The organism is Thermomicrobiales bacterium (assembly GCA_037045155.1).
Taxonomy (GTDB): domain Bacteria; phylum Chloroflexota; class Chloroflexia; order Thermomicrobiales; family CFX8; genus JAMLIA01.
This window is the reverse complement of record JBAOIG010000002.1, coordinates 478,474-502,223: the sequence shown is the minus strand read 5'-3', so window position 1 is coordinate 502,223 and position 23,750 is coordinate 478,474. Positions and strand designations below refer to the sequence as shown.

Annotated in this window: 18 protein-coding genes; 5 read left to right on the top strand and 13 right to left on the bottom strand. The window is 65.9% G+C overall.

Going from position 1 to position 23,750, the window contains the following annotated elements:
- Window positions 1-955 precede the first annotated feature (955 nt).
- On the top strand, window positions 956-1,360 hold the full coding sequence (locus V9F06_02525; GenBank protein ID MEI2616502.1) for a DUF4332 domain-containing protein: 405 nt from the start codon (window positions 956-958) through the stop codon (window positions 1,358-1,360).
- A gap of 40 nt (window positions 1,361-1,400) precedes the next feature.
- Here the strand turns inward: V9F06_02525 and V9F06_02520 are convergent, their stop codons facing one another.
- Window positions 1,401-2,837 (bottom strand): chlorohydrolase family protein, encoded by a 1,437-nt coding sequence (locus tag V9F06_02520; GenBank protein MEI2616501.1) that lies wholly within the window; start codon window positions 2,835-2,837, stop codon window positions 1,401-1,403.
- Between the two features lie 90 nt (window positions 2,838-2,927).
- Between V9F06_02520 and V9F06_02515 the strand changes: the two genes are divergently transcribed.
- Both V9F06_02515 and V9F06_02510 read left to right on the top strand, forming a co-directional pair.
- A complete protein-coding gene (locus tag V9F06_02515; protein MEI2616500.1) occupies window positions 2,928-3,620 on the top strand; it encodes a phenylalanine--tRNA ligase beta subunit-related protein in 693 nt (230 codons plus the stop codon).
- A 476-nt stretch (window positions 3,621-4,096) separates the two neighbouring features.
- Window positions 4,097-5,686: an amidohydrolase gene (locus tag V9F06_02510; GenBank protein MEI2616499.1), complete on the top strand. Its 1,590-nt coding sequence runs from the start codon at window positions 4,097-4,099 to the stop codon at window positions 5,684-5,686.
- 86 nt (window positions 5,687-5,772) lie between these two features.
- Here the strand turns inward: V9F06_02510 and V9F06_02505 are convergent, their stop codons facing one another.
- The 12 genes from V9F06_02505 to V9F06_02450 form a co-directional block, all read right to left on the bottom strand.
- The gene (locus V9F06_02505) at window positions 5,773-6,468 is read right to left on the bottom strand and encodes a C39 family peptidase (GenBank protein ID MEI2616498.1); all 696 of its coding nucleotides are present in this window, start codon (window positions 6,466-6,468) and stop codon (window positions 5,773-5,775) included.
- Between the two features lie 92 nt (window positions 6,469-6,560).
- Window positions 6,561-7,661: a tellurite resistance/C4-dicarboxylate transporter family protein gene (locus V9F06_02500; protein MEI2616497.1), complete on the bottom strand. Its 1,101-nt coding sequence runs from the start codon at window positions 7,659-7,661 to the stop codon at window positions 6,561-6,563.
- Window positions 7,658-8,302 carry an FmdE family protein gene (locus V9F06_02495; protein ID MEI2616496.1) on the bottom strand — a complete coding sequence of 215 codons (645 nt, stop codon included), beginning with the start codon at window positions 8,300-8,302 and terminating at the stop codon, window positions 7,658-7,660. Before V9F06_02495 ends, V9F06_02500 begins: the two co-directional genes overlap by 4 nt.
- Window positions 8,303-8,322: 20 nt before the next feature.
- Window positions 8,323-9,003: a respiratory nitrate reductase subunit gamma gene (narI, locus tag V9F06_02490; GenBank protein ID MEI2616495.1), complete on the bottom strand. Its 681-nt coding sequence runs from the start codon at window positions 9,001-9,003 to the stop codon at window positions 8,323-8,325.
- A 12-nt stretch (window positions 9,004-9,015) separates the two neighbouring features.
- Window positions 9,016-9,648 (bottom strand): molecular chaperone TorD family protein, encoded by a 633-nt coding sequence (locus V9F06_02485; GenBank protein ID MEI2616494.1) that lies wholly within the window; start codon window positions 9,646-9,648, stop codon window positions 9,016-9,018.
- Window position 9,649: 1 nt separating this feature from the next.
- Window positions 9,650-11,179 carry a nitrate reductase subunit beta gene (gene narH, locus V9F06_02480; protein ID MEI2616493.1) on the bottom strand — a complete coding sequence of 510 codons (1,530 nt, stop codon included), beginning with the start codon at window positions 11,177-11,179 and terminating at the stop codon, window positions 9,650-9,652.
- A gap of 23 nt (window positions 11,180-11,202) precedes the next feature.
- On the bottom strand, window positions 11,203-14,847 hold the full coding sequence (locus V9F06_02475) for a nitrate reductase subunit alpha (GenBank protein ID MEI2616492.1): 3,645 nt from the start codon (window positions 14,845-14,847) through the stop codon (window positions 11,203-11,205).
- Window positions 14,848-14,893: 46 nt separating this feature from the next.
- A complete protein-coding gene (locus V9F06_02470; GenBank protein MEI2616491.1) occupies window positions 14,894-15,745 on the bottom strand; it encodes a c-type cytochrome in 852 nt (283 codons plus the stop codon).
- 31 nt (window positions 15,746-15,776) lie between these two features.
- A complete protein-coding gene (locus V9F06_02465; GenBank protein ID MEI2616490.1) occupies window positions 15,777-15,944 on the bottom strand; it encodes a hypothetical protein in 168 nt (55 codons plus the stop codon).
- Between the two features lie 229 nt (window positions 15,945-16,173).
- A complete protein-coding gene (locus V9F06_02460) occupies window positions 16,174-18,495 on the bottom strand; it encodes a BTAD domain-containing putative transcriptional regulator (protein ID MEI2616489.1) in 2,322 nt (773 codons plus the stop codon).
- A 74-nt stretch (window positions 18,496-18,569) separates the two neighbouring features.
- Entirely contained in the window at window positions 18,570-18,926 is a 357-nt protein-coding gene (locus V9F06_02455) for a DUF488 domain-containing protein (protein MEI2616488.1), read from the bottom strand.
- Window positions 18,927-19,008: 82 nt separating this feature from the next.
- On the bottom strand, window positions 19,009-20,208 hold the full coding sequence (locus V9F06_02450; GenBank protein ID MEI2616487.1) for a M20 family metallopeptidase: 1,200 nt from the start codon (window positions 20,206-20,208) through the stop codon (window positions 19,009-19,011).
- Between the two features lie 132 nt (window positions 20,209-20,340).
- Between V9F06_02450 and V9F06_02445 the strand changes: the two genes are divergently transcribed.
- Window positions 20,341-20,811: a hypothetical protein gene (locus tag V9F06_02445; protein ID MEI2616486.1), complete on the top strand. Its 471-nt coding sequence runs from the start codon at window positions 20,341-20,343 to the stop codon at window positions 20,809-20,811.
- 373 nt (window positions 20,812-21,184) lie between these two features.
- The gene (gene lon / locus V9F06_02440; GenBank protein ID MEI2616485.1) at window positions 21,185-23,638 is read left to right on the top strand and encodes an endopeptidase La; all 2,454 of its coding nucleotides are present in this window, start codon (window positions 21,185-21,187) and stop codon (window positions 23,636-23,638) included.
- The last annotated feature ends 112 nt before the right edge of the window (window positions 23,639-23,750 follow it).

The following is a 23,750-nucleotide window of genomic DNA, read 5'->3' as shown; positions in this document are numbered from 1 at the left end:
GCTGGTTCGCAAGGAAGGCGCGATAGTCGGATAACGCGAGCAGTACGTGGTCGCCAACGTTTAGCCGATCTGTCCACACGAGCGGCTCGACGCTGTCGTTCCCCACGCGTCCGCCTTCGTACGCTACAGTCAGCGTCATGGTATCTGGTGGTATGCGATCGCGATTTACGATTGGTGGTGCGTCAAGAAAGATGATCGCTGGCGTGATAATGGTGTACTGATTAGGCACTGATTCCCAGGGGTTTATGGGACGCGTCCCGTCTTCAGTCGTCCACTGCGCCGGCAGGAGCTCTTGAACACGTCCTGTTACGATGAGGTCGTACTGAGCGACCAGCTCCTCCGCAGTCAATGGCTCTCGGGTCGCGAGCAGCCCCGTCATTGACAAGTGGAATGGCGCGGCGGGATCTGGGGTTGGGGGAGGAATAATGCGATCATCCTTCGCGACGGTCGCGACGGGCGTGATCGGTGTCTCCGCCGATCCCGAACTCTCTGTGGCTGGCGGCGCCGCGACCGGCGACCCGCATGCACTGAAGATAGTAGCACCAAGCAAGAGCGCAGCCATTCGTCGGGTCAAGTATCGACTGGCGACATCTGACGAGACCATCTGCACCTCAATCACGGCCCCATGTATGACCGGCCTATTATGACATGCTCATCACCAACGCGCAATAAGAAGACTATGAGAACTAATGCAAACGTATACATCGGGTACTCGCAATTGCGATACGTGAGCTGAGAGCCTTTGGAGCCGTCTCCGAGGAACCAGGCTTCCGGCTTTTCTGGCCCCCGATAGCGGGATGATCCCCTCACGGTGAAGACCCGGCCACTAGTCATCTACCTTTCCGGAGCATGCCGCCACGGCTGACCGGAGGCGTACACTATCGCCATCGAGCCGCGAATGAGCCGCCATCAACCGTCTGGTCGGTTATCGCGTGCCGCACGACAGGAGACAGGCATGGTCAAGATCATCGACATCGAGGGTATCGGTCCGGCCTACGCCGAGAAGCTCACCGGCGCTGGCGTCGCGACGACCGAGGCCCTCCTGCAGACGGCCGGCACATCCAAGGGCCGCGAAGAGCTCGCCGAGAAGATCGACGTGAGCACCGCGCGCGTTCTGGAGTGGGTCAACCGCGCCGACCTGATGCGCGTGCGCGGCGTTGGCTCGGAATACGCGGACCTGCTGGAAGCATCCGGCGTGGACAGCCCGCTCGAGCTGGCCCGGCGGAATCCCGCCAATCTCCACACCGCGATGGCCGAGATCAACGCCGCCAAGAAGCTCGTCCGCCAACTCCCGTCGGAATCGATGGTCACCGGGTGGGTCGAGCACGCCAAGACGCTGGAGCGCGCCGTCAGCCACTAGACTGAAGCGGGGGTGGCAATGCCGCCCCCGCCTGCTCCACTTACCCCTCGTACCGCCCGAACGTCTGCGGGGAGAGTTCGTCCGCCCCGCGGCCGGCCCAGTCGCCGGGGCCCATCTCACTCCACATTCGCTCGCCCGCATGCTGCAAGCGCTTACTTGCGGCGCGCTCGTCGACGTTCAGCACCCGGCCATCGCGCTGCACCCAGGCGCCGTCGATCATGACGTCGCGAAGGTCCTCGGCCCCGGCGTTGTAGACGATGTTCTTGATCGGGTCGCGCAGCGGCGCCATGAAGGTCGAGCCAGCGTCCCAGAAGAGCAGGTCGGCCTTCGCCCCCGGCGCGATCCGGCCGATGTCGTCGCGGTGCAGCATCTTGGCCGCGTTGAGCGTCGCGGCGTTGAACACGTCGGCAGCGGTGGATTTCTCGGTGTCACGCGACATGATCTTGCCGATCACCGCCGTCCAGCGCAACCCCTCGATCATCGACTGCGGCGAGGTGTCGGTGCCGAGCGTCATGTTCACTCCGGCGTCGATGTAGGCGGGGAACGACTCCATGACGATCCCCCGGCGGGCGAAGACCCAAACGCAGTGGGCGACCGACGCGCCGTGGCGGGCGAGGATCGACAAGTCGTCGCCGCCGAACTGCACCCAGCTGCTGCCGGCGATGAGGATCGCGTGGCCGAGGATGTTCCATTCGCTGAGGAAGTCGATCGACTCCAGCCACTCGATCGGCGTCATGCCGTGGCGCTGGACCATCGCGTCGAACTCGAAGACCGACTGGCTGACGTGCAGCGCCAGCGGCACCTGCATCCGGTCCGACGCCTCGCGGCTCATCCGCAGCAGATCCTCGGTGCAGGTGTCGACCTGCGCGGGGGTCAGGAACCCCTTGATCCGTCCGTTGGCCCGCCCGTCGATCCGCTCGATCAGGTCGACGGCCTTGTGGAAGCCCTTGATGCCGGCCTCCTCGTTCCAGTCGTACTCCATCTTCCGGCCGTCGCGAGTCAGCCAGCGTCCCGACCGGTACATGTCGCCGATGTAGGCGCGCAGGCCGGCCTTCTCGGCCGCGTCGGCCACGTAGTCGCCGATGCCGCCGATCTCCATGATCGTCGTCGTGCCGGTGCGGATCAGTTCGGCCATCGAGTACTCGACGCAGGCTTCCTGCCCCTCCATGTCGATCGCCTGGCTGCGGGCCGGCAGCATCTCCGACAGGCCGGTCATCGAGAATTGCCGCCGGCCGCGATCCTCGATGAAGGACTTATCCAGTGGCGAGCCGGCCAGGTGGCTATGCGTATTGATGAGCCCGGGCGTCACTACCCGGTCGCTGGCGTCGATCGTCTGGTCGACATGGCCATCGAAGTCCCTGCCGACGTGGATAATCTCATTCCCTTCGACGATGACGCAGCCGGCCTCGAGAATACGATGCTCACCATCCTGGTAGGCCACGATCGCCTGCGCGTTGATCCGGATCCTGTCCGCCACTCAGTCGCCTCCCTGCATCGATCGAGCGTTCAATACTCGTATTATCCTCATTCGGGCCGATCGCACCGCGACATGTGGAATCGAGGCGGCATGTACTTCGAACATTCCAGCGATATCTGGCGGCAATTCCCCGAGCTGGTTGTCGGGGTCATCCAGACGGCCGGAATCAGCGCCGACGCAGATGTCGACGCGCCCATCGCCGAACTGACCGAGATCGCGCGAGGGCGGCTGGGCAACGGGAGCGAGAGCCTGCTGCCGGAGGTTCAGGCCTGGCGGCGGGTGTTCTCCCGGATGGGACTGAAGCCGACGCAATACCGCTGCGCGTCCGAATCGCTGCTGCGGCGCTTTCGCAAGGAGGGCGAGCTGCCGAGGATCCACCCGCTGATCGACCTGTGCAACGCCGCCTCGCTGGCCTTCGCGACGCCAGTCGCTGCCTTCGATGTCGCGGCAGTCGCCGGCTACATCGAGGTGCGCCACGCGACTGGTGACGAGCGCTACCTGAGCTTCGCGGGCGAGATCGAGCGCCCCGAGCCCGGCGAGGTGATCTTCGCCGACGACGCCGGCCAGGTCCACGCTCGCCGCTGGACTCACCGCCAGAGTGGCCTATCGGCCATTCGCCCGACCACCTCCGACGTCCTCATCGTCGCCGAGGCGATGCACGACTCCGCGGCGACCGACGTGCCGGCGCTGATCGACGCGCTGGCCGGGAGAATCACGACGGCGTGGTCCGTCGAGCCGCGAACGGCGATCCTCAGTGCGGACGACCCACGCTTCATATTCTGATGAAGGCAGTTGACCGGGAACCGGAGTCGGGCGACGATCAGCGATGAAGCGACCGGAGGAGCGCCGCCGGGGGAGAGGAGCGACTCCCTCTTCCTGCCATGTGGAGTGCACCGACCAGCGTGATGTGTCCTGTATTGTGGTGCGACAGCCACCACCGCTCGTTGTCATTCCGAGCCGCAGCGAGGAATCTCCCCTGGCTGGACACAGTCGAAAGCAAGAGAGATCCTTCGCGTGAGCGCTCAGGATGACAGCGTACAGGGACGCTGCCATCCTGACATTTCATGCTAGTCGATGTATTGAGTACAGCGACCGCGGTGAATATGGCAGGCCGGCAACTTCCCATTTCTCTGTCATCCTGAACGGAGCGAAGAATGACAGAATCGGGGAACCCGCGAGAATGACAGGACGAGGGGTTCGAATGTTGGCCGACGGGGTTGGGAAACCACCAACGCCCGTTGGCCGTAGAGGAGCGAAGCATGAGCGAGCGCTACCCAGCAAAGCAGTACGCGATGGACTGGATCGAGGAGAACCGGCAGCGGCTGTCGGACCTCGATATCGAGATCTGGAACTACGCCGAGCCGGCCTGGCGTGAGTACAAGTCGGCGAAGGCCTACGTCGAGTTGCTGAGGGCCGACGGCTGGGACGTCGAGGAGGGCTCTGGCGAGATGCCGACGGCGTTCGTCGCCCGCTGGGGCGATGGTGGCCCGGTGCTGGGCGCCTACGCCGAGTACGACGCCGTGCCGGGCAACTCGCAGCAGCCGGCGCCGTTCCGCGCCCCGCGCGAGGGGCTGCACCCGTACACCTCCGGCCACACCGACCCGCACTCGATGCTGGGCGTCGCCGGCCTGACCGGCGCGCTGGCGGCCAAGGCGGCGATGGAGAAATACGGCATCAAGGGGCAGCTCGTCTTCTTCGGCGAGCCGGCCGAGAAGCTGTGCGGCTCGAAGCCGATCCACGCCGCCAAGGGGTACTACGACGGGTTCGACGCCTTCATCTGCTACCACCCCTGGCCGCAGAACACGGTCGAGTGGCAATCGCATTTCGGCGCGTACTACGCCTGCGTCTTCACCTTCGAGTGCGTCGAGCCGGAAGCGTGGGGCGATCCGACCGCCGTGCCCGCTGGCGCCAACCGGCTGGCCGGCCGCGTGCCGGGCGCGGTCGACGCGCTGATGCTGATGTACACCAACACCAAGTTCACCCGCGACGCGATGTTCGCCGCGGCCGGCAACTGGACGCTGAACGAAGTGATCCTCCACGCGGGCGACGCGACCGCCGACAATCTGCCGCCGCGCTTCTCGCAGATCCAGTACGCGTGGCGGACGACCGACCTGAAGATGCAGGAGCGCATCTGGGAGGTGCTGGCCGACAACGCCCGCCACGCCGCCGCCGTCACCGGCTGCGAGGTGTCGGTGCGCTGGGTGTCGAAGACGCGCGTCGCGCTGCCGAATCAGGCGATGGCCGACCTCACCTGGCGCAACCTCGCCCAGGTCGGACCGCCCGAGTACGACGAGAGCGCCCGGGCGTTCGGCCGCGAAATCCAGAAGAACCTCGGCCTCGCGCAGATGGACAACCCCTTCCCGCCCGACGTCAGCCAGCTCCTGCCGCCACAGGACTACGAGGCGCAGGTCCGCTCGCAACTTCCGCCGTGGCAACAGTTTATCGGCGCTGACGATTATGTCGAATACATGTGGCACGCGCCATCGGTGCGGCTGCTGACCGCCCGCCCGCGCCTGCGCCCGCCATCCGCTGGATATCAGTATCCGGCCTGGACGTATCTCGCGATGGGCGGTCGGCCGGAGATCATGGACCCCGGCATGTTCGTCGCCGGCCAGACGATCGCCGCGACGCTCCTCGACCTGGCGACGAAGGAGGACGAGCTGGCGAAGGCGAAGGCGGAGTTCGTCGAGCGCACCGGCGACGGGGTCGGCGGGAAGCACTGGGTCGGCCCGCTGCTGCCGAAGGATATCGTCCCGCCCCACGACCTCAAGTGGCCGGAATACATCACCACCGAGCGCGGCGACGAGTGGGTCGTCCCGACGCCGATCACCCGGGGCGAGAAGCTGTAGGCCGCGACTCGAATAAGGTTGCTCGAGAGGTCACTCCCCACGTTCCCCCTCTCCTAAGGTTGGGAGAGGGGCGGGGGGTGATGGCCCTACGGCTGATACACCGCCATGGCCGTATTGTTCTGGCCGATCCAGGTGTGCGACCAGGCGTACTCGAACGTCGCGCGGTCGGTGGTGCGGTAGGCGCCCTCGCCGCCGGGGAGGGCTGAGTCGTGATAGACGACACGTCCGTCGTCGGTCGCGCCGAGGAAGACGACGTAGTGGTCGCCGTCGTAGTCGATATCGGCATGGCCAGGGAGCGAGCGCTGGTGGGTGAGAGCGATCACCGGCCGGCCGGCCCGCGTCTCGGCCAGCATCTCCTCGACGGTCCAGCTCCGGTAGCTGCCGCCAGCGTACGGCCCGTCGGCCACGAAGCCGCGCAGCTGGAGCGCCGCGATCAGGGAAGACCAGTCGAGGCCGCTATCCGGCTGCCAGTCGCCGGTCAACGCGTTGACCGATTCACGCAGCGGCAGCAGCGGCTCGACATGGCCGAAGGCCGCCATCGACATCGCAATCGCGGCGATCCCGCAGTTGCTATCGGCATAGATCGAACCGTCGCGCTGGGTGTAGTAGGCAGTCAGCAACCGAACGCCACTGCCTCGCGTCGCGACGGACGCCGAGGGAGACGAGCCGTTGCGCAGCGCCGTTTCCGTAAAGCGCGGCGCTGCCAGCACCGGCGTGGCCATAGCCAGCGCCAGCGCGACGGCGAACGCGGACATAGCCAGATGTCGATAGCGTGAGCGCATGGACTGTTCCCCGCGACGAAGTCGATCGGATCCCGGATCCAACCATACCAGCCACAATCGCGGCGAACGATCGCTACGCTCGGGCGTATGACTTAGCGCTTCTCGACGGGGGATACTTCCGGTCCTGGGCGGGTTGCTGCTGCAAGCCGGTCTGCAACCCGACGCGCCATGCCGGCGAGAATGCCTGCCCATGCCAGTAGCGCAACGAATGCGAACGCAGATGACAACGAATCCAGCGCCGGCAGGCCCAGCACCACCGACACCTCGTGCGTTGCAACGGCATACATGCCGAGCGGGAAGACCATGCCCCAATACTGCGGCTCGTAGACCACCGGATGCCGCCGGAGGACATGCCGCCAGACACCGAGGATGACGAGCAGCGGGATCCACCAGGTGCCAATAGCCCAGAATAACAGGGTCATGCCAATCAGAAACGGCAGGATCGGTGGGAGGATGCGCCACTCGGCTACGCTCTCGATCAGCGTCGCGCCGGCCACAACGGTAATCGCGGCTGCGCCCATCGCGATCCAGTAGAGCGGCGTCAGCGCGGCGGCGACTGGCCGGAGAAACAGCAGACGGAAGAAGACCGCCCCCCCGATATAGAAGTAGAGCAGGCAACCGAGCAGAAACAGTGCGAGCATGCCGAAGAGCAGCAGCTCGCTGCCACGGCCGGCCTGGTCGACGACCCGCGTCCCCAATAGCGAGACCGCCTGGGTCGCCACGATGGCCAGCAGCCATCCGCCATGCAGGCTATGTGCGATATCTGGCTGCTCCTCGCGGAGCATGACGCTGGCGATGAACCCGTAGAGCAGAATGATCCAGAGCGCCCCGCTCGCTGCCCAGAGCGCAAAGGGCAGCGTATGGCTTCTCGTCATCAACACCAGCTGACGCCCCAGCACGCTCGTCCCGGCAACGACCGTGAGGAACCCCGGCGCCCGCTGGGGATCGAGCACATCCGCCCACACGCGCACAGGGTAGCGCGCGAGGCGCGCCAGCGTCAGCAGCCAGAGCGCAGCCCAGGCTGCGATGTTACATCCAAGCAGCACACGAGCGAGCGCCTCGAATCCGTGCTGATGCAACGCAATCGAGACGATGCCTGTCGCCATCACCAACGCGAAATAGCCGGGGTGGAGCTCGGCCACCACCGTCGCGGTCGCCCGCCGGAGTCCAGCCGGATACCGGCAGGCGCTCATCGCCAGGCGAGCGACCCCGCGCGCGTGTCGACGACATCGAGACTCGCGACGTCGCTCCCTCTGCTCGAGTAATACGCCTGCCCGGCACAAGCGCGGCACAACGTCAGGCCGTCGCGCTCGACCTCCCGCTCGTTCATGACCTCCTCGCCACAGACGGCGCAGATAGCGCGCAGCCCCGGACGACTCACCAGATCCTCGACGGGGGTGCGCAGGGCAACCGACCGCCAGTCGAGCAGAAGCTCGTTGGGCATCCGCTGATAGCCGATGAGTTGTGCCCACCAGCGATCGTCGGTCGGCGGGGCGTACTGCCCGGCCAGGCGGCGGGCATCCCGCCGTGGCGTTATGCGAACCGAGCAGCCCGTCTTGCTGTCGACATAGGTTGCGGCAACCTTGCCGAAATCCTCGACCCGCAGCGTCCGCCGGCCAACCCAGCAGCCAGCAGCGACGGCGACCCCATCGGCGGCGCACCCATCGGTCTCGACGATCGTAATCAGTCGCTTGTCTCGTTGCGGCAGATCGAGGCCCAGCAGATTGCCGGCCAGCAGGCTCATCCGCACACCCAGAACCTGTCGCGGGCAGAGGTGCGCGTGAAGCTCGGCGCTGGCCATCAGCAGCTCCGCCAACCTTCTGTCGGTCGTCATGGCGTCATCCCCTCGTGACATCAACGCACCGCCCGCTGGCGCACGTTCCAGACCACTACCTGATACGGTCGCCAGAGGTAGGTGATCGGGAACGTCACCAGATGCACCAGGCGAGTGAACGGGAAGAGCGCGATGATGAGGAACCCGCCCAGCATATGGAGCTTGACTGTCCAGGGAAGGACGGTGACGTAGGTGATGTTCGGCTGGAGCTTGGCCAGCGAAATCAGCCACGGCACGGCAGTGTGGAGATACCAGTCCGACCCCCAGCGATAGAAGAGCGCGACCCAGAAGCCCAGCACGATCTGGGTGAGCAGCGCGGCGAGGAGGAGCCAGTCCATCCCGGTCGTCACCGCGAAAACCCGTGGCTTGCGGATTCTTCGCTGGATCAACAACACCATGCCGAAGATCGTCAGCAAGGCGAGCGCCAGGCCAGTCACCTCCATGACATAGAGCCAGACCCGGTTTGCGATCAGCGCCCCCCAGAGGCCAGGAAGCAAGAGCGCCAGCACGTGGGCGGCGAGGATCAGGATGATCCCATAGTGCCAGGTAACCGACCCCCAGAAGAGCGCGCGAGTCTCCAGGAACTGCGACGACTGGCTGGAGTAGGTGAACCGATCGCGGTAATAACGAAAGAGCCCGCCACCGACCGCCACGATGACCGCGAGGTAAGGGAATGTCGCGAACAGCACGCTATCGAACATGACGCCCCCCTCTCAGTGGGCCAGCGACCGATGGGCCAGCGCGGCCAGCTCGATCTCCGACTCATCTTCGATGCCGGCCATCTCCATCAGCACCAACCGCAGCGCCTCGAGCAGTCCCCGATAGAGCTGCCGCTCCCCGGCCGGCGTCTCGACAGGGGGCGATTCCCCCTCGTCGTCATGACCGGCCGACTTCGCCCGGCCGGTCATTCGTTGCAGCGCGGGTAGCAACGCCTCGCGGACGACGACGTCGACATCTTCGGCGTCGTCGCCCGCGACGACGTAGCGCAGCATTGCCGAGATGTGGTCGGCAAGCTCGCTGTCGATACCGACGCCGCAATTGCGGTAACGCTCTTTGAGCGCCACCAGAAAGACGCTGCGCTTGTAGGTCTCGCCAAAGACGTGGTAGCCGACGTAGAGGTAGCAGACCGGGTCGAGGTCAAACGTCGAGGTGTAGATCTCCTCGATCGTCCCGCGCGGCAGACCGGTCATCCCATTGGCAAAATCGCGGAGTGGGCCGGCGGCCTCTGGCAGCGCTGGCGAAAGCAGCGCCGCGCATTCTTCCGCGACGCGGATGATGTCGCCGCGCGGATACTCCAGCAGGTCGGCGAAATACGTCAGGCTGAGTCGCCCGGCATCGTCATTCACGCTAGAACCTCCGCTTCGGAGCCTCGCGGAAGCCGAAGCCTGCCGCTGGCTTATGGCTGAACGGGTCGAGGGTCTGCTCGATCGCCTGCTCGCGGGCGAGTGGCGGCACAACGAAGCGCTCGTCGAACGTCGGCAGCGCCGTCAGGCGGAAGATCGCCTCCACCTCCTCGGCGGTTGTGCCACCGGAGGCCAGCGCCTGCTTCACCTCATCGGTTGAGTAATCCTTTACTGTCTCCCCACGTTTGAAGACGCGAACCGCGATCAGCTTGCGGTAGACCTCCTCGACGACTTTCTCGTTGCCGGCCGAGAAGAGGCTGGCCATGTAGCGCAGTGGCATCCGCGCCTGTTCGAGCGAGCTGAGCATCGCGCCCAACCCCTCCTGGTCGGCGCCAGCAACGTTGTATGCGCCCTTTTCGACGTTCGCCAGCACCGGCATCATCGGCGGGACATAGAAGAGCATCGGCAGCGTGCGGAACTCCGGGTGCAGCGGCAGAGCGAGCTTCCAGAGCTTGACGAACTTGTAGACCGGCGACTTCTGCGCAGCGTCGATCAGCGCGTCGGACACACCGCTCGCTCGCGCGGCGGCGATGACCTGCGGGTCGAACGGATCCTGGATCATCTCGCGCTGCGCCTCGACCAACTCTTCGTCCGGCAGCGTTGCCGTCTCCTGGATACGGTCGGCGTCATAGAGCAGGATGCCGAGGTAGCGGATACGGCCAACACAGGAGTGGAAGCAGGCCGGCGGCTGGCCGCTCTCCAGGCGCGGGAAGCAGAGGATGCATTTCTCCGACTTGCCGGTGCTCCAGTTGTAATAGACCTTCTTGTAGGGGCAACCGGAGATGCACATCCGCCAGGCGCGGCATTTCTCCTGGCTGACGAGGACGATGCCATCCTCGCCACGCTTGTAGATCGCGCCGGCCGGGCAGGCGGCGACGCAGCCGGGGTTCAGGCAGTGGTTGCAGATGCGCGGCAGGTAAAAGAAGACCAGCCGCTCGACCTCGGACAGCTGCTCGCGCTGCACGTCGGTGAGCTTCGCCATGTTGGGGTCGTTGGCGGCGTAGACCGGCGACCCGCCGAGGTCGTCGTCCCAGTTCGGGCCGGCCTCGATCGTGTCCATCGGCTTACCGGTGATCATCGAGACGGCCCGCGCGGTCGGCTGGTCGTCGCCCTCCGGCGCGCTGAACAGGTGCTCGTAGTCGTAGGTCCACGGCTCGTAGTAGTCGTCGACGGTCGGCAGGTACGGGTTGGCGAAGATGTTCTTCAGGCCACCGGTCCGGCTATGCAGCCGCAGCTTGATCTCGGCCGGCTCGTCGGTGTGGCCGTTCTTGCGCTCCCAGCCCCCGTGATACTTGTCCTGATCTTCCCACAACGTCGGGTAACCGGTGCCTGGCTTCGTCTCGACGTTGTTCCACCACATGTATTCGGTGCCCTTGCGGTCGGTCCAGATGTTCTTGCAGGCGACGCTGCAGGTGTGGCAGCCGATGCACTTGTCGAGGTGGAAGACCATCGAGACTTGCGCGCGAATGTCCATCGTCCTGTTCCTCCCCAGTGGCGCTACCACTCCAGCTCGGATAGCTTGCGCACGACGCAGTAGGTATCGCGGGTGAGAATGCCGATCGGCCCCCAGTAGTTGAAGCCGTAGGTGAACTGCCCATAGCCGCCAGCCAGCTGGACCGGATTGATCCGTGTCCGCGTCAGGCTGTTGTGGCCTCCGGCGCGGCGCTTCCCGCGCACCTGCGACTTGGGCACGTAGATCGTGCGCTCGACCGCGTGGTAGTAGAGCCCCGTGCCTGGCTGGACGCGGGCGCTGACCGCCGCGCGAGTCACGACAACACCGTTGTCGTTATAGACCTCGACCCAGTCGTTGTCGTTGAGACCGATCTTCTCGGCATCCTTGTCGTTGATCCAGATCGGATCCATCCCGCGCGAAAGAGTCAGCATCCGGTGGTTGTCCTTGTAGGTCGAGTGGATATTCCACTTGCCGTGCGGGGTGATGTAGTTCAGCACCAGGCACTGGTCATCGACCGGGCTGCGGACGATATCCCCGGTCTTGACCGGGTTGAGCTTCGGCTTGTAGGTCGGCAGGTTTTCGCCGAAGTCGATGTACCAGGGGTGGTCGATATAGAACTGTTGCCGGCCGGTGAGGGTCCTCCACGGCACCAGCCGTTCGACATTGAGCGTCCAGGCGGCGTAGGCGCGCCCGTCGTTGACGATCCCCGACCAGCACGGGCTGCTGAGGTTGCGCCGCACCTGGCGGGTGATGTCGTCGAAGTTGATCCGCACCCCGCGGTTGTCCTCGGCCAGGTCGGTCAGCTGCACGCCGGTGTGCTTCTCCTCCTCGTGGTAGGCCACCCAGGCGACCTCGCCGTTGCTCTCCGGCGCGAGGTAGAGCAGCGTGTTCGCCGCGTCCAGCGCATCCTCCAGGCTGGGGTAGCGCTGGCCGTCCCACTCGACACAGCGCATGTGGCGCGGGTCGGGCGAACCACCGAGCGGGTTCTTCAGAAGCTCGTCGTAGAACGGCGCGATCGGGATGTGGACGCCGTTGCCGCTGATCCCGTCCTCGCGAATCAATGGCCCGAGCGAGATGAAGCGCTGGTAGATCTTGCTGTAGTCGCGCTCGACGAGGTGGAAATGCGGCATCGTCTTGCCGGGGATCGCCTCGCACTCGCCGGCCCGCCAGTCGAGTGGCTCGGGCTGCGAGATTTCATCCGGCGTGTCGTGGCGCAGCGGCAGCGTGACGATATCGGTCACCGGCTCGGGGAAGGTGTCCGGCGCCATCTCCGATACCTTGTGCGCCAGCGCCTTGAAGATCTCCCAGTCGGTCTTCGACTCCCAGACCGGCGGCACCGCCTGGCCCAGCGGATGGATGAACGAGTGCAGGTCCGTCGTGTTAAGGTCGTTCTTCTCGTACCAGAACGCGGCCGGGAGGACGATGTCGGAGTACAGCGCCGATGTGTCCATCCGGAAGTTGAGGTCGACGACCAGGTCCATCTTCCCGCGCGGCGCTGGCTCGCGGAAGGTGATCGTGCGCACCGAATCCCGCGCATGCTCGTCGGCGTCGATGTTGTCGTGCGTGCCGAGGTAGTGACGCAGGAAGAACTCGTGTCCCTTGGCGCTGGACTGGATCGCGTTGCCACGCCAGATCAGCCAGACGCGCGGCCAGCTCTCTGGCGCGTCAGGATCGTCGATGGTGAAGTTCAGGCTGCCATCCTTCAATTGGGCAACCGTCCGCTCGGTCACCTCCTCCCGCGTCGTCGCGCCGGCAGCCTTCGCCTCGGCGGCTACGTCCAGTGAGTTACGGTCGAACTGCGGGTAGAACGGCATCCAGCCCATTCGGACCGCGGCCGCCGCGAGGTCGAGCGCGTGGCCCTTCGCCCACTTGGCGTCGGGTGGAACGGCGGCATAGTCGGTGAAGTCGCCCTCGTAGCGCCACTGATCGCTGTGCGCGTAGTGCCAGATCGGGCTCTGCTGCTGGCGCGGCGGCTTGACCCAGTCGAGCGCGAACGCCAGGCTGGTCCACGGCGCGACGAGCGAGAGCTTCTCCTGGCCGACGTAGTGATTCATGCCGCCACCGTTGCGCCCGCAACAGCCGCAGAGCAGCAGCGCAGTGATCGGCGCGCGGTAGGCAAGGTTGTTGTAGTACCAGTGGTTGACGCTGGCGCCGACGATGATCATCGTCTTGCCCTCGGTCGCCTCGGAGTTGTTGGCGAACTCGCGGGCCAGCCGGATCACGGTGTCGCGGCCGATCCCGGTGTACTTCTCCTGCCAGGCCGGCGTGTAGGCGTTGACCTCGTCGTAGTCGGCGGGATAATCGCCCGACAGGCCGCGCCCGACGCCGAAACGCGCCATCAGCAGATCGTAGGCGGTCGTGACCGCGACGCGTCCCTCACTCGTCTCGACGTATCGGACCGGCACGCCGCGAACCGACTCTCGCGCCTCGGCGAAGTCGTAGAACGCGACGTTCAGAATGTCTTCCTCGCGCCCGAGCATCGAGATTGCCGGGTCGAGCGGGCTGTCATCGATAGCATCCTGCAGCTTGAGGTTCCACTTGCCCTCTTCCGACCCCCAGCGGAAGCCGACCGTGCCGGCCGGCATGCGCGGCTCGGCGCTGTTCTGGTCGTAGACGAGGAACTTCCACTCGCCATTCTCAACATCGGCATAGCGAGCGACGCGGCCGGCGCGCAGCAGCTGGCCCGGCTGGTAGTGGTCGCCATCCTGATCCAGCGCGACGAGGAATGGCCCGTCGGTATAGCGCTTGACGTAGTCGGCGAAGTACGGGACGGTGCGGTTGGCGTGGAACTCGGTCAGAATGACGTGGTTGATCGCCATCCAGAGCGCTGTGTCCTGGCCGGCCTCGATCGGAATCCACCAGTCAGAGTACTTGGCCACCTGGCTGAAATCCGGCGCAACAACGACGAACTTCGTCCCCTTGTGTCGCGCTTCGGAGATGAAGTGCACGTCTGGGGTGCGGGTCATGTTCAGGTTCGAGCCCATCGAGATGATGTACTTGCTGTTGAACCAGTCGGCGCTCTCGCAGACGTCGGTCTGGTCGCCCCAGACTTCCGGGAAGGCGTTGGGCAGGTCGGCGTACCAGTCGTAGAAGCTCATGTTCACGCCGCCAAAGAGCTGCAGGAACCGCGACCCTCCGGCATACGACAGATACGACATCGCCGGGATCGGCGAGAAGCCGAACACCCGGTCCGGTCCCCAGCGGCGGGCGGTGTAGAGACTGGCAGCGGCGACGATCTCCAGCACCTCGTCCCAGTTGGTGCGCCGGAATCCGCCCTTGCCCCGAGCGCGCTGGAAGCGCGTCCGTTGCGTCTCGTCCTCGATCAGCGCGGCCCAGGCGTCGACGGGGTTTGCATGCTGGGAGCGGGCCGCCCGCCATAGATCGAGCAGCGCGCCGCGCGCGTAGGGGTACTTCACCCGAATCGGGCTGTAGACGTACCACGAGGCGGAGATCCCACGCTGGCAGCCGCGCGGCTCGTATGGCGGCAGGTTCGGGTCGAGCTGCGGATAGTCGGTCTGCTGCATCTCCCAGGTGATGATGCCGTCCTTGACGTAGACCGCCCAGGAGCAGCCACCGGTGCAGTTGACGCCATGCGTGCTGCGGACGATGTTGTCGTGCTGCCAGCGGTTCCGATAGAACTCCTCCCACCGGCGCGCCTTGGGATTGACCAGGTCCTGTATCCAGCCCATCTGCTCCGACCTTCCACGCGGGGCGCGCTCGCCCCTGCTCTTTGGCTCAACGTCGAGCGTTCGCAACCATTCGTCGCCGCACGCCGGTCAGCCGTTCTCTCCATGTCAGCCTTGCGACGACCAGTAGCGCCACCGCGACCAGCACCGCCAGCACCGCGAGTTGCACGACCGTGTTGGCCGGCCGCTGGCTGACCGATGCCTGCTGCACGAACGCGATCAGGTCGCCACCCTCCTGCGGGGTCAGTGGGGTCTGCGTCCAGACGGCGCTCATCGTGACGGTGGCCGGCTGAGTCACGAACGAGGTAAGGCCAGCGGGGCCCCACTTCGCGTAGCTGCCGGTCAGATCCGGCCCGAGCTTCCCGCCGCCAAGCACCCCGATGCCGGAAATACTGTGGCAGGCCATGCAGGGCGGGCCGCCATTGGCGAAGCGCTTCTGCCCGATGAAGTACTCCTTGCCCCGCGCCGCATCGCCGGCCGGCAGCGTCGCCGCCGGAGAGGTCGGCGCCCCACCCGGCGCGGCGAGGTAAGCAAGGAGCGAATCAACCTGATCGGCGCTCAGGCCGAGATTCGGCATCTGGACGTTGTTGAACTGCGCCAGCAGCGCAGTGGCCGTCGGGTCGCCACTGGCAACCATTCCCGGCGGGTCGCTGAGCCAGCGAACGAGCCAGTCGTGGTCGCGAGTCCCGGTCACGCCGGCCAGATCCGGGCCGACCAGTGTCCCCCCGCCGATGGTGTGACAGCTGCTGCATTTCTGCTGGAACAGCGTCTTTCCCTCGTCGGCGGACGGCGCGGCGGCAATCGCCAGCATCGGGATTCCCGCTAGCGCAACGACGATCAGCAGCAACAACGGCAGCCTCGCTCGACGGCGGGCGCCGGTCAGAACAGGTTCACCCCTCATCGCCTCACCTCATCTGCCGGACACGAACATCTCAGGCGGGGCCGGCCGTGCCGCTCCGCGCCGCGATGTAGGCCAACACATCGTCCAATCGCCGGAAGCTCGCCTCTTCGCCATCCCTCACCTCGCGCACCCGCCAGCGCCACTCCGGCTCCCGCATCTCGTCACGCGGCTCCAGCCACAGGACGATCACGAAGGTCACCGGGTCGTGACGCGAGCTCGCGTGGTCGCCATGGGCGGGTCTGGCATCTGGTATCGCATCCCGCGCTTTCACGTGCCTTACACGCGATTGTCGATTTTCTTCTCTCGGCTCGTCAGGGAGGCATCACGCTCGACTCCCGTCCTCTCGGCTGACGAGCTCGCCAACCGTCGCCACGTCGAGCAAGACAGCCGACGTGGAACAGTAGTAAGGGCGCAGGCTTTCGGTTGGCTTACAGGGAGTCGGCGACGCGGCCCGATTGTGGCGTCGCGGCGCGGATGCGCTGGACGATGTCCTCGGTCTCGGGCATCGGGGTGATATCCAGCTCGCGACGCAAGAGCGCGCGAAGATGCTCGTACTGGCGCAGCGCCTCAGCGCGCCGGCCGGCGTTCGAGAGGGTCTCGATGAGCTGGCGCTGGGACTCCTCGCGCAATGGATCGACCTGCAATACCCGGCGATAAGCGTCGATCGCCCGGTCGATCTCGCCCCGCTCGCGCGACAGCACGGCGACGCCATGCAATGCGTCGAGATACGTCTCGCGCAGATGCTCGCGCTCCATCAGGCACCATTCATCGAACGGATCGTCCTCCAGCAGGTCGCCCCGATAGAGGCGCGTGGCCGCGTCGTAGGCAGCTAGCGCTCGCTCTGGCTCGCCGGCCGACTCTGCCTGACGGCCGGCGTCGAGGGCGGCGCGATATTCGACGAGGTCGACCCAGCAATCGCTGGTGTCAAAGAGATACTGGTCGCCATTCGTGCGCACGAACGACCAGTCGCCATGTGCGCCGGCCGGCTCGATCGCCTCGCGGAGCGCATGCACCACGACGTAGAGTCGGTTGGCCGCGGCACGTGGGTCGCTCTCGGGCCAGAGCCATTCGGTCAGCGTCTCGATCGACACCGGTCGATCGGCGTGCGTCAGCAGAATCTTCAGCAGCGTCAGCGCCTTGCGTCGCTTGAACGTCTCCGGCGCAACAAGCGCGCCGTCGCGCTCGATCTCGAAACGGCCGAAGCAGCGGACGCGGAGCAGCGGTTCGCCCTCGGCTGGCAACAGTTCCATGACGGTTGATCGGGACTGGAGCAGGCGCAGCATCGTCGATTCGGCGGTGCGTCGCGCCTCCTCCCGGTCGCGGGCAAGCCGGGCCAGACTGGCCGCCTGGTCAGCGACCTCCAGCAGAATGCGCAGATGACGAGTCGGCGGCGTGGGCGCGGCGTCGCGGTAGACGAGCTGGATCACCCCGATCGACTCGCCGCCATCCTGCATCGGCAGGCAGTAGTGCATCGCCCCCAAGCTACGCGCGCGGCGACAGGCGACCGGCCAGCTGGCCCGGGCGCCAAAGAGCGCAACGCCATGCTGCCCGTCGAGCGCAGGGCAACCACAGGCCCCGCCCGATAGCGCGGGGCAGCGGATATCCACCGCGTCGCCAGCGGCAACGCGTCGCGCGACACCCCCGCCGTTGCCAAATAGCGCAATCGCGCCTCCGTCGGCTTCCGCCTTGGTCAAGGTGTGACGCAGCACGCGCTCCAGCAATGCATCCGGCTCCCGGTCGTCCACGATAACCGGCGCAATCGTGCCAGCACGCACCTGCTCGCGAACCTGCAACAGCCCGGCCTGGAGCGCGGTGGCAATCGGCGTGCTCGCCCATGTCAGCAGGCGCTCTGCAGCGGGCAGCGACACATCCGGATCACGCGAGCTGAGGCAGACCGCACCGATGACCCCTTCTGGCACGGTCAGCGGCACACAGAGGTACGATCGATACCCTTTCGCCTTGACCCGCGAGCGGAGGTAACGATCGTCCTCCTCCAGCGCATTCGTCCCTGTTGGACGCTGCTCGACCAGAACGCGGCCGGGGAACCCCTCGCCCGGTGCGAAGCGGACCATCTGGCAGAAGGCGCTGCGGAACGGCCCGCGGTAGGTCGTCAGCAGCATGTCGTGTCCGGCGGGCTCGGTCAGAAACAGCTCGGCCGATTCGGTTCCGGTTGCGTCGCAGAGGATGTCGAGCGCGCGCTCGACGCCGGTTGGGAAATCGGCGATGGTGAGCGAGCTTGCAAGTGTGGCCAGCGCGGCAAGATCGCCGAGGATATCCGCGCCTCCCGCCACGCCGCTGCGATCGGACTCGCTTTCCTCGACGAAGAGACGGCCGACGGCGCCACCAGTTGCGGCCGGCAGCGCGTGAAGCTCGCAGTGCAGCCGGGTCGATGGGCTCGTGTCGTGCCGGGCGGGCGTCGCGCAATGACCAACGAGATGACCGGCGCGGAGGGCCGCGAACGCAGGGCAGCCAGACCGGCAGGCCGGCCGGCCGAAATCATCGAGACCGCCAACAACCTCGTAGCATGGGCGCGACAGGGCATGGTCGGCGGACACGCCGGTCAGCGCGGCGGCGGAAGCGCTCCACTGAATGATCCGCTGCCGTGCGTCGACGACGAACTGGCCCTCGACTGATGTCGCAGTTACCCCGGGTCCGATCCCATCGAACGATCTGCCTTCGCATTGAGACGATCGACCCGCGGGTCGGATGCCGGCCCGGTGAGCGGTCGCAGCGGTGTTCGACAACGACATTATAGATCGATTGGCCGCCGTGTCACCCTGCAAGAACGGCAGGTCGGGACCTCGCGGAACACAACCGGCAACCGTTAGTGTTGGCCCAGCCGCTCTTCGAGCAATGCGTGAAGCACGACCGCGTCGTTATGTTCGGTGTCCTTCGCGCTGTAGACCAGGGTCAAGGTTCCCTGCCGTGCCGCATCGAGCAGTGGTTGCCATGCTGCGGCGTTATCCTCCAGCTCGCGCCGATAGCGCTGCTGGAACTCGACCCACTTCGCCGGATCGTGACCGAACCACTTGCGGAGCTCGGTGCTCGGCGCAATCTCCTTCAGCCAGCCGTCGATGCGCAGATCTTCCTTCTTTATCCCGCGCGGCCAGAGCCGGTCTATCAGGTAGCGCGCGCCGTCGTCGTCCGACGCTGGCTCGTACGCGCGTTTCAATCGGATCATCGTCGAGACGCCCCTTCCGGTGATGGCGACCAGCAGATAGCTCCGATATGGCAGAAACCGCGCCACGTCGTTCGCGTGTCGCTCAGCGCGCGGGGTCTCGTCCGATCTGCTCGCGGAACGTCAGACGCAGCTGCTCGCGGAGCTCCGGACGCAGCAGGACCTCCGCGGCGGTCCAGGCCAGCAACGTCGCGCCAGTCGCGGTGAGCTCGTCGGCTCTGGCGCTGCCAGCCGCCTCGGCGAAGCCGGTGGTGTGGCCAGAGGTGCCTTTGTCACAGATCTGCAGATAGGGGTGGATCGTCGGCACAAGCTGGCTGACATCGCCAATATCGCTGGAGCCGACGCCGGTCGTTGCTGTTGGCGTTTCACACGCGATGCCGAGCCGCTCCAGGTTGTCGCGGAAGGTCTCGACCAGCGCGCTGTTGCAGACGCGCTGCTTGTAGCCGATCCCCTCGTCGATCTCGACGCGCGCGCCGGTTGCCAGCGCGGCGGCTTCGCAGATATCACGAAACTGCTGCTTGAGCTTCTCGTGGTAGGTCTGGTCGTTGGCGCGGACGAGGAAGCTGCCGGCCGCGTAATCGGGGATGATGTTCGCTGCGTCGCCGCCGTGGGTGATGATGCCGTGGATCCGCGTCTGCGGAGGGAACGCCTGCCGCAGCTGGTTGATCGAGAAGTAGACCTGCAGCAGCGCGTCGAGGGCGTTGATCCCGTTCTCCGGCGCCGACGAGGCGTGCGACGCTTTGCCGTGGAAGGCGACCTCGTAGTGGGCGATGGCCAGCGAGCCGCGATCCGCGTAGGTCGTGTCGCGTGGGTGCATCATCATCACCGCGTCGATGCCGTTGAATATCCCGGCCTCGGCCATGATGACCTTGCCGCCGCCCCCCTCCTCGGCGGGCGTGCCGATCACCTTGATCGTGCCGGAGATGTCCGGCAGCGCCCGGCGGAGCGCGATCCCCGCGCCGACACCCCAGGTCGCGATCAGGTTGTGGCCGCAGGCATGGCCCAACTTCGGCAGCGCGTCGTACTCGGCCAGGATCGCGACAACCGGCTCGCCGCTGCCGTACGTCGCGATGAAGGCAGTCTCCATCCCCGCCGTGCCGCGCTCGACCTCGAAGCCGTGCTCCTCCAGCTCGCCGGTCAACAGCGCTGCCGCATGATGCTCCTCGAATGACAGCTCCGGATGTGCATGCAGATCCTGAGAGATCGCGACCAGTCGCGGGTGCAGCGCCCGTGCCTCGGCGGCGATCCGCTCTCTGGCCTCGTCCATCCCGATTGTTGCTGTCATGCGCAACCTCCCTTCGATCATCGACGCTCAACACCGTCGCCGATGCCGGCGGGCTTGTCAAGCCGCGCGATACTGGCGCGGGATAGCGCGTGTGGGCCACAATCAACGGAGTCAATGTAGACAGGAGCGCAGATGCAGACCGCCAATCGAATGTCAGAGACCGTCCGAGCTACGATCTACGGTCTTGCCGGATTCACCTTCACCCTGCTCGCGATCGGCATCCCCACCGACGTCATCCCGAACCCGATCTTCACTCGGATGCTGCCCGTTCGTCCGCAGGATTATGTCTTTCTGATCGTCACCGCGCTGCTCGGCGGGCTACTCGCGGCGTCGTACGCGCTTCCGCAAGCGAACGTCTGCTCGACCCAGCAGGGCAAGACAACGATCGGCGGGTTCCTGTCGTTCTTCGCCATCGGCTGTCCGACCTGCAACAAGATCGTGGTCCTGCTGCTCGGCGCGGGCGGCGCTGTGCGGATCTTCGAGCCGATCCAGCCGATTCTCGCCGCAGTCTCGATGGCGCTCCTGGCGGTCGCTGTCTGGGTTCGCTGGCGACCGGTTCTGCGGGCTGCGTCCGTCGATCGACGACAGCCGCTCGGCAGCTGAGGCATCCTCTGACTGCCAGGCGCCGGCCGGCCCGAGATTCTGAGCCTGCGCGACACCCGGGACGCCAGCCAGCCGCGAACGTACACGGTGCTGCGCTGACCGCGCCCGCCCGGACGCTTCGACCAGACTGGCGCATGCCCTTTGCCTGCCAGTCACCAGAGGTGGGCCGATCGGCTACAATGGGGGCGCAACGATGCAGAGGCCAGCGTGCGCGGTCCGCATTCAAGATGATGCAACCAGGCTCTGGCGACGGGTCGCCTGCCGAGGCCGGACAGTGGGTATTGACAGTGTCCGGAGGAGTTGTGCCGGTCCCCCTCGTTTCGTCGTGGCCAGCGATCGGGGCAGACGAGGGCCGATGAGGATGGTTTCATAGATGAGCCGCTACGATCTCTACACGGTCCGCTATCCGCTCCTTCCGCTCAAGAACGTCGTGATCTTCCCTCGCAATGTCGTGACGTTGCTGGTCGGCCGTAGCCGCTCGATTCAGGCAGTCGAAGACGCGCTCGACCGCGACAGGCGGATTGTTGTGACCGCCCACCACGATCCCGATGTCGATGACCCACGCCCCGATGATCTGTATTCCGTTGGCACGTTAGCCGAGATCGTCTCGGTCGAGCGCCAGCAGGGCAGTAACATCCAGGTCGTCCTCGAAGGACTCCATCGAGTCGATATCGTCCAGTTCGACAACAGTTCCCGCCCGTTCTACACCGTCCGCGCCGAGCCGGCCGATGAGGAGGAGATCCCCCCGGCCGAGGCTGCCGCCCTGATCGAGATCACCCGCGAGCTGACCAGACGCTACAGCGAGACAAAGAGCAAGCTCAGCGCCGAGGTCATGGAGATGATCCTCACGACGCAGGACAGCAGCCATCTGGCCGACCTGTTGACGACGCAGCTCATCAGCGAGGTCCGCAGGCGCCAGGAGTATCTGGAAAATCTCAACCCGGCCAGCCGGCTGGAGAATATCGCCGTCCACCTGACGACCGAGGTTGAGATGGCCGATCTCGAGCAGCGCATCAAGAATCGGGTCCGCGAGCAGATCGATAAGAACCAGCGTGAGTACTACCTGCGCGAGCAGCTCAAGGCGATCCATGACGAGCTGGCCGGCGAGGGGGGCAACGAGATCGAAGCGCTGCGCGAGAAGATTCGCGAAGCCGCCCTGCCCGAGTCCATTGCCGATCGCCTGAACAAAGAGATCCTCCGGCTCGAGCGGATGCCCGCCGTCTCGGCTGAGGCAACGGTTGTCCGCAACTATATCGACACCGTCATGGCACTTCCGTGGACCACCCAGACCGAGGATAACCTCGACCTCGACCATGCCGAGGCGGTCCTCAACGCCGACCACTACGGGCTGGAGCAGGTCAAGGAGCGCATCGTCGAGTTCCTGGCAGTCCGCAAGCTGACGCACGACCAGGGCATTCCGGTGGCGATGGGCGCTCAGATCCTCTGTCTGGCCGGCCCGCCAGGGGTCGGAAAGACCAGCCTCGGCCGCTCGGTTGCTGAGGCGATGGGCCGTTCATTCGTGCGGGTCAGCCTCGGCGGCGTCCGCGACGAAGCAGAGATCCGCGGCCACCGGCGCACATACATCGGCGCGTTCCCCGGCCGGGTCATCGGCGCGATGAAGACCGCCGGCACAATCAACCCGGTCGTGCTGCTCGACGAGATCGACAAGATGTCGTCCGACTACCGCGGCGATCCTGCCTCGGCCATGCTCGAGGTGCTCGACCCCGAGCAGAACAAAGACTTCACCGATCACTTCCTCGACATACCCTACGACCTGTCGAAGGTGCTGTTCATTACGACCGCCAATTACCTGAGCAACGTCCCCCGGCCGCTGCGCGACCGGATGGAGATCATCGAGCTGGCTGGCTACACCGAGCAGGAGAAGGTCGGGATCGGCTCACGGCACCTGCTGCCGAAGCAGCTCGCCGCCCACGGCCTCGAGCCGGGACAGCTCGCAATCACCGAGCCAGTCTGGCGGCGGGTGATCCGCGACTATACCCGCGAGGCCGGGGTCCGCGCGCTCGAGCGCGAGCTGGCGGCGATCTGCCGCAAGGTCGCTCGCGACGTCGTCAAGGGACGCATCGGGGGAAACGGGCAGCGTGCGATCGAGCTGACCGAGACGAAGCTGGAGGAGTACCTCGGGCCGAAACGTTTCGGATTCGAGCAGAGCATCGGCGAGGCGCAGGTCGGCGTCGCGATCGGGCTGGGCACAACCGAGGTTGGCGGCGAGCTGATCCCGGTCGAGGTTGCCAGCATGCCAGGACGCGGAAATCTGACGATCACCGGCCGGGCCGGCGAGGTGATGCAGGAATCTGCCCGCGCGGCGCTCTCGTATGCGCGCTCGCGCGCCGAGGAGCTCCATATTCCCGAAAACTTCCAGGAGAAGATCGACCTGCACATCCACCTGCCCGAGGGCGCGACGCCGAAGGACGGCCCCTCGGCCGGCATCACAATGGCGCTCGCTCTGATCTCGGCTATCACTCGCCGGCCGGTGCGCAACGACATCGCGATGACTGGCGAAATCACGCTGCGTGGACGGGTGCTGCCGATCGGCGGCCTGCGCGACAAGACGCTCGCAGCTCACCGCGCCGGCATCCGGACGTTGATGGCGCCGGCCGAGAACCAGCGCGACCTGGTCAAAGTGCCGGAGACGATCCGCGACGAGATGACGTTCCACTGGGTCGAGAGCATGGACGAGGTCGTCGCCATTGCCCTGCTGGCCGACGATCGCGAGATCGTGCCGGTCGTCGACTCCGAGACCGTTGCGCCCGAGCCGCCGCTGGAGCTCCCGGTCGACGACCTGCCCGGCGTCCAGGCCGGCCCCTAGGCGCCGGCAGCCATCCGAAACACGCGCATCGAATCCAGCCGGGGGGTCTCATCGCCTCCCGGCTGCCTCTGCCACCCTCCCGTATTGACACATGACTGTAACGGTATCAGCG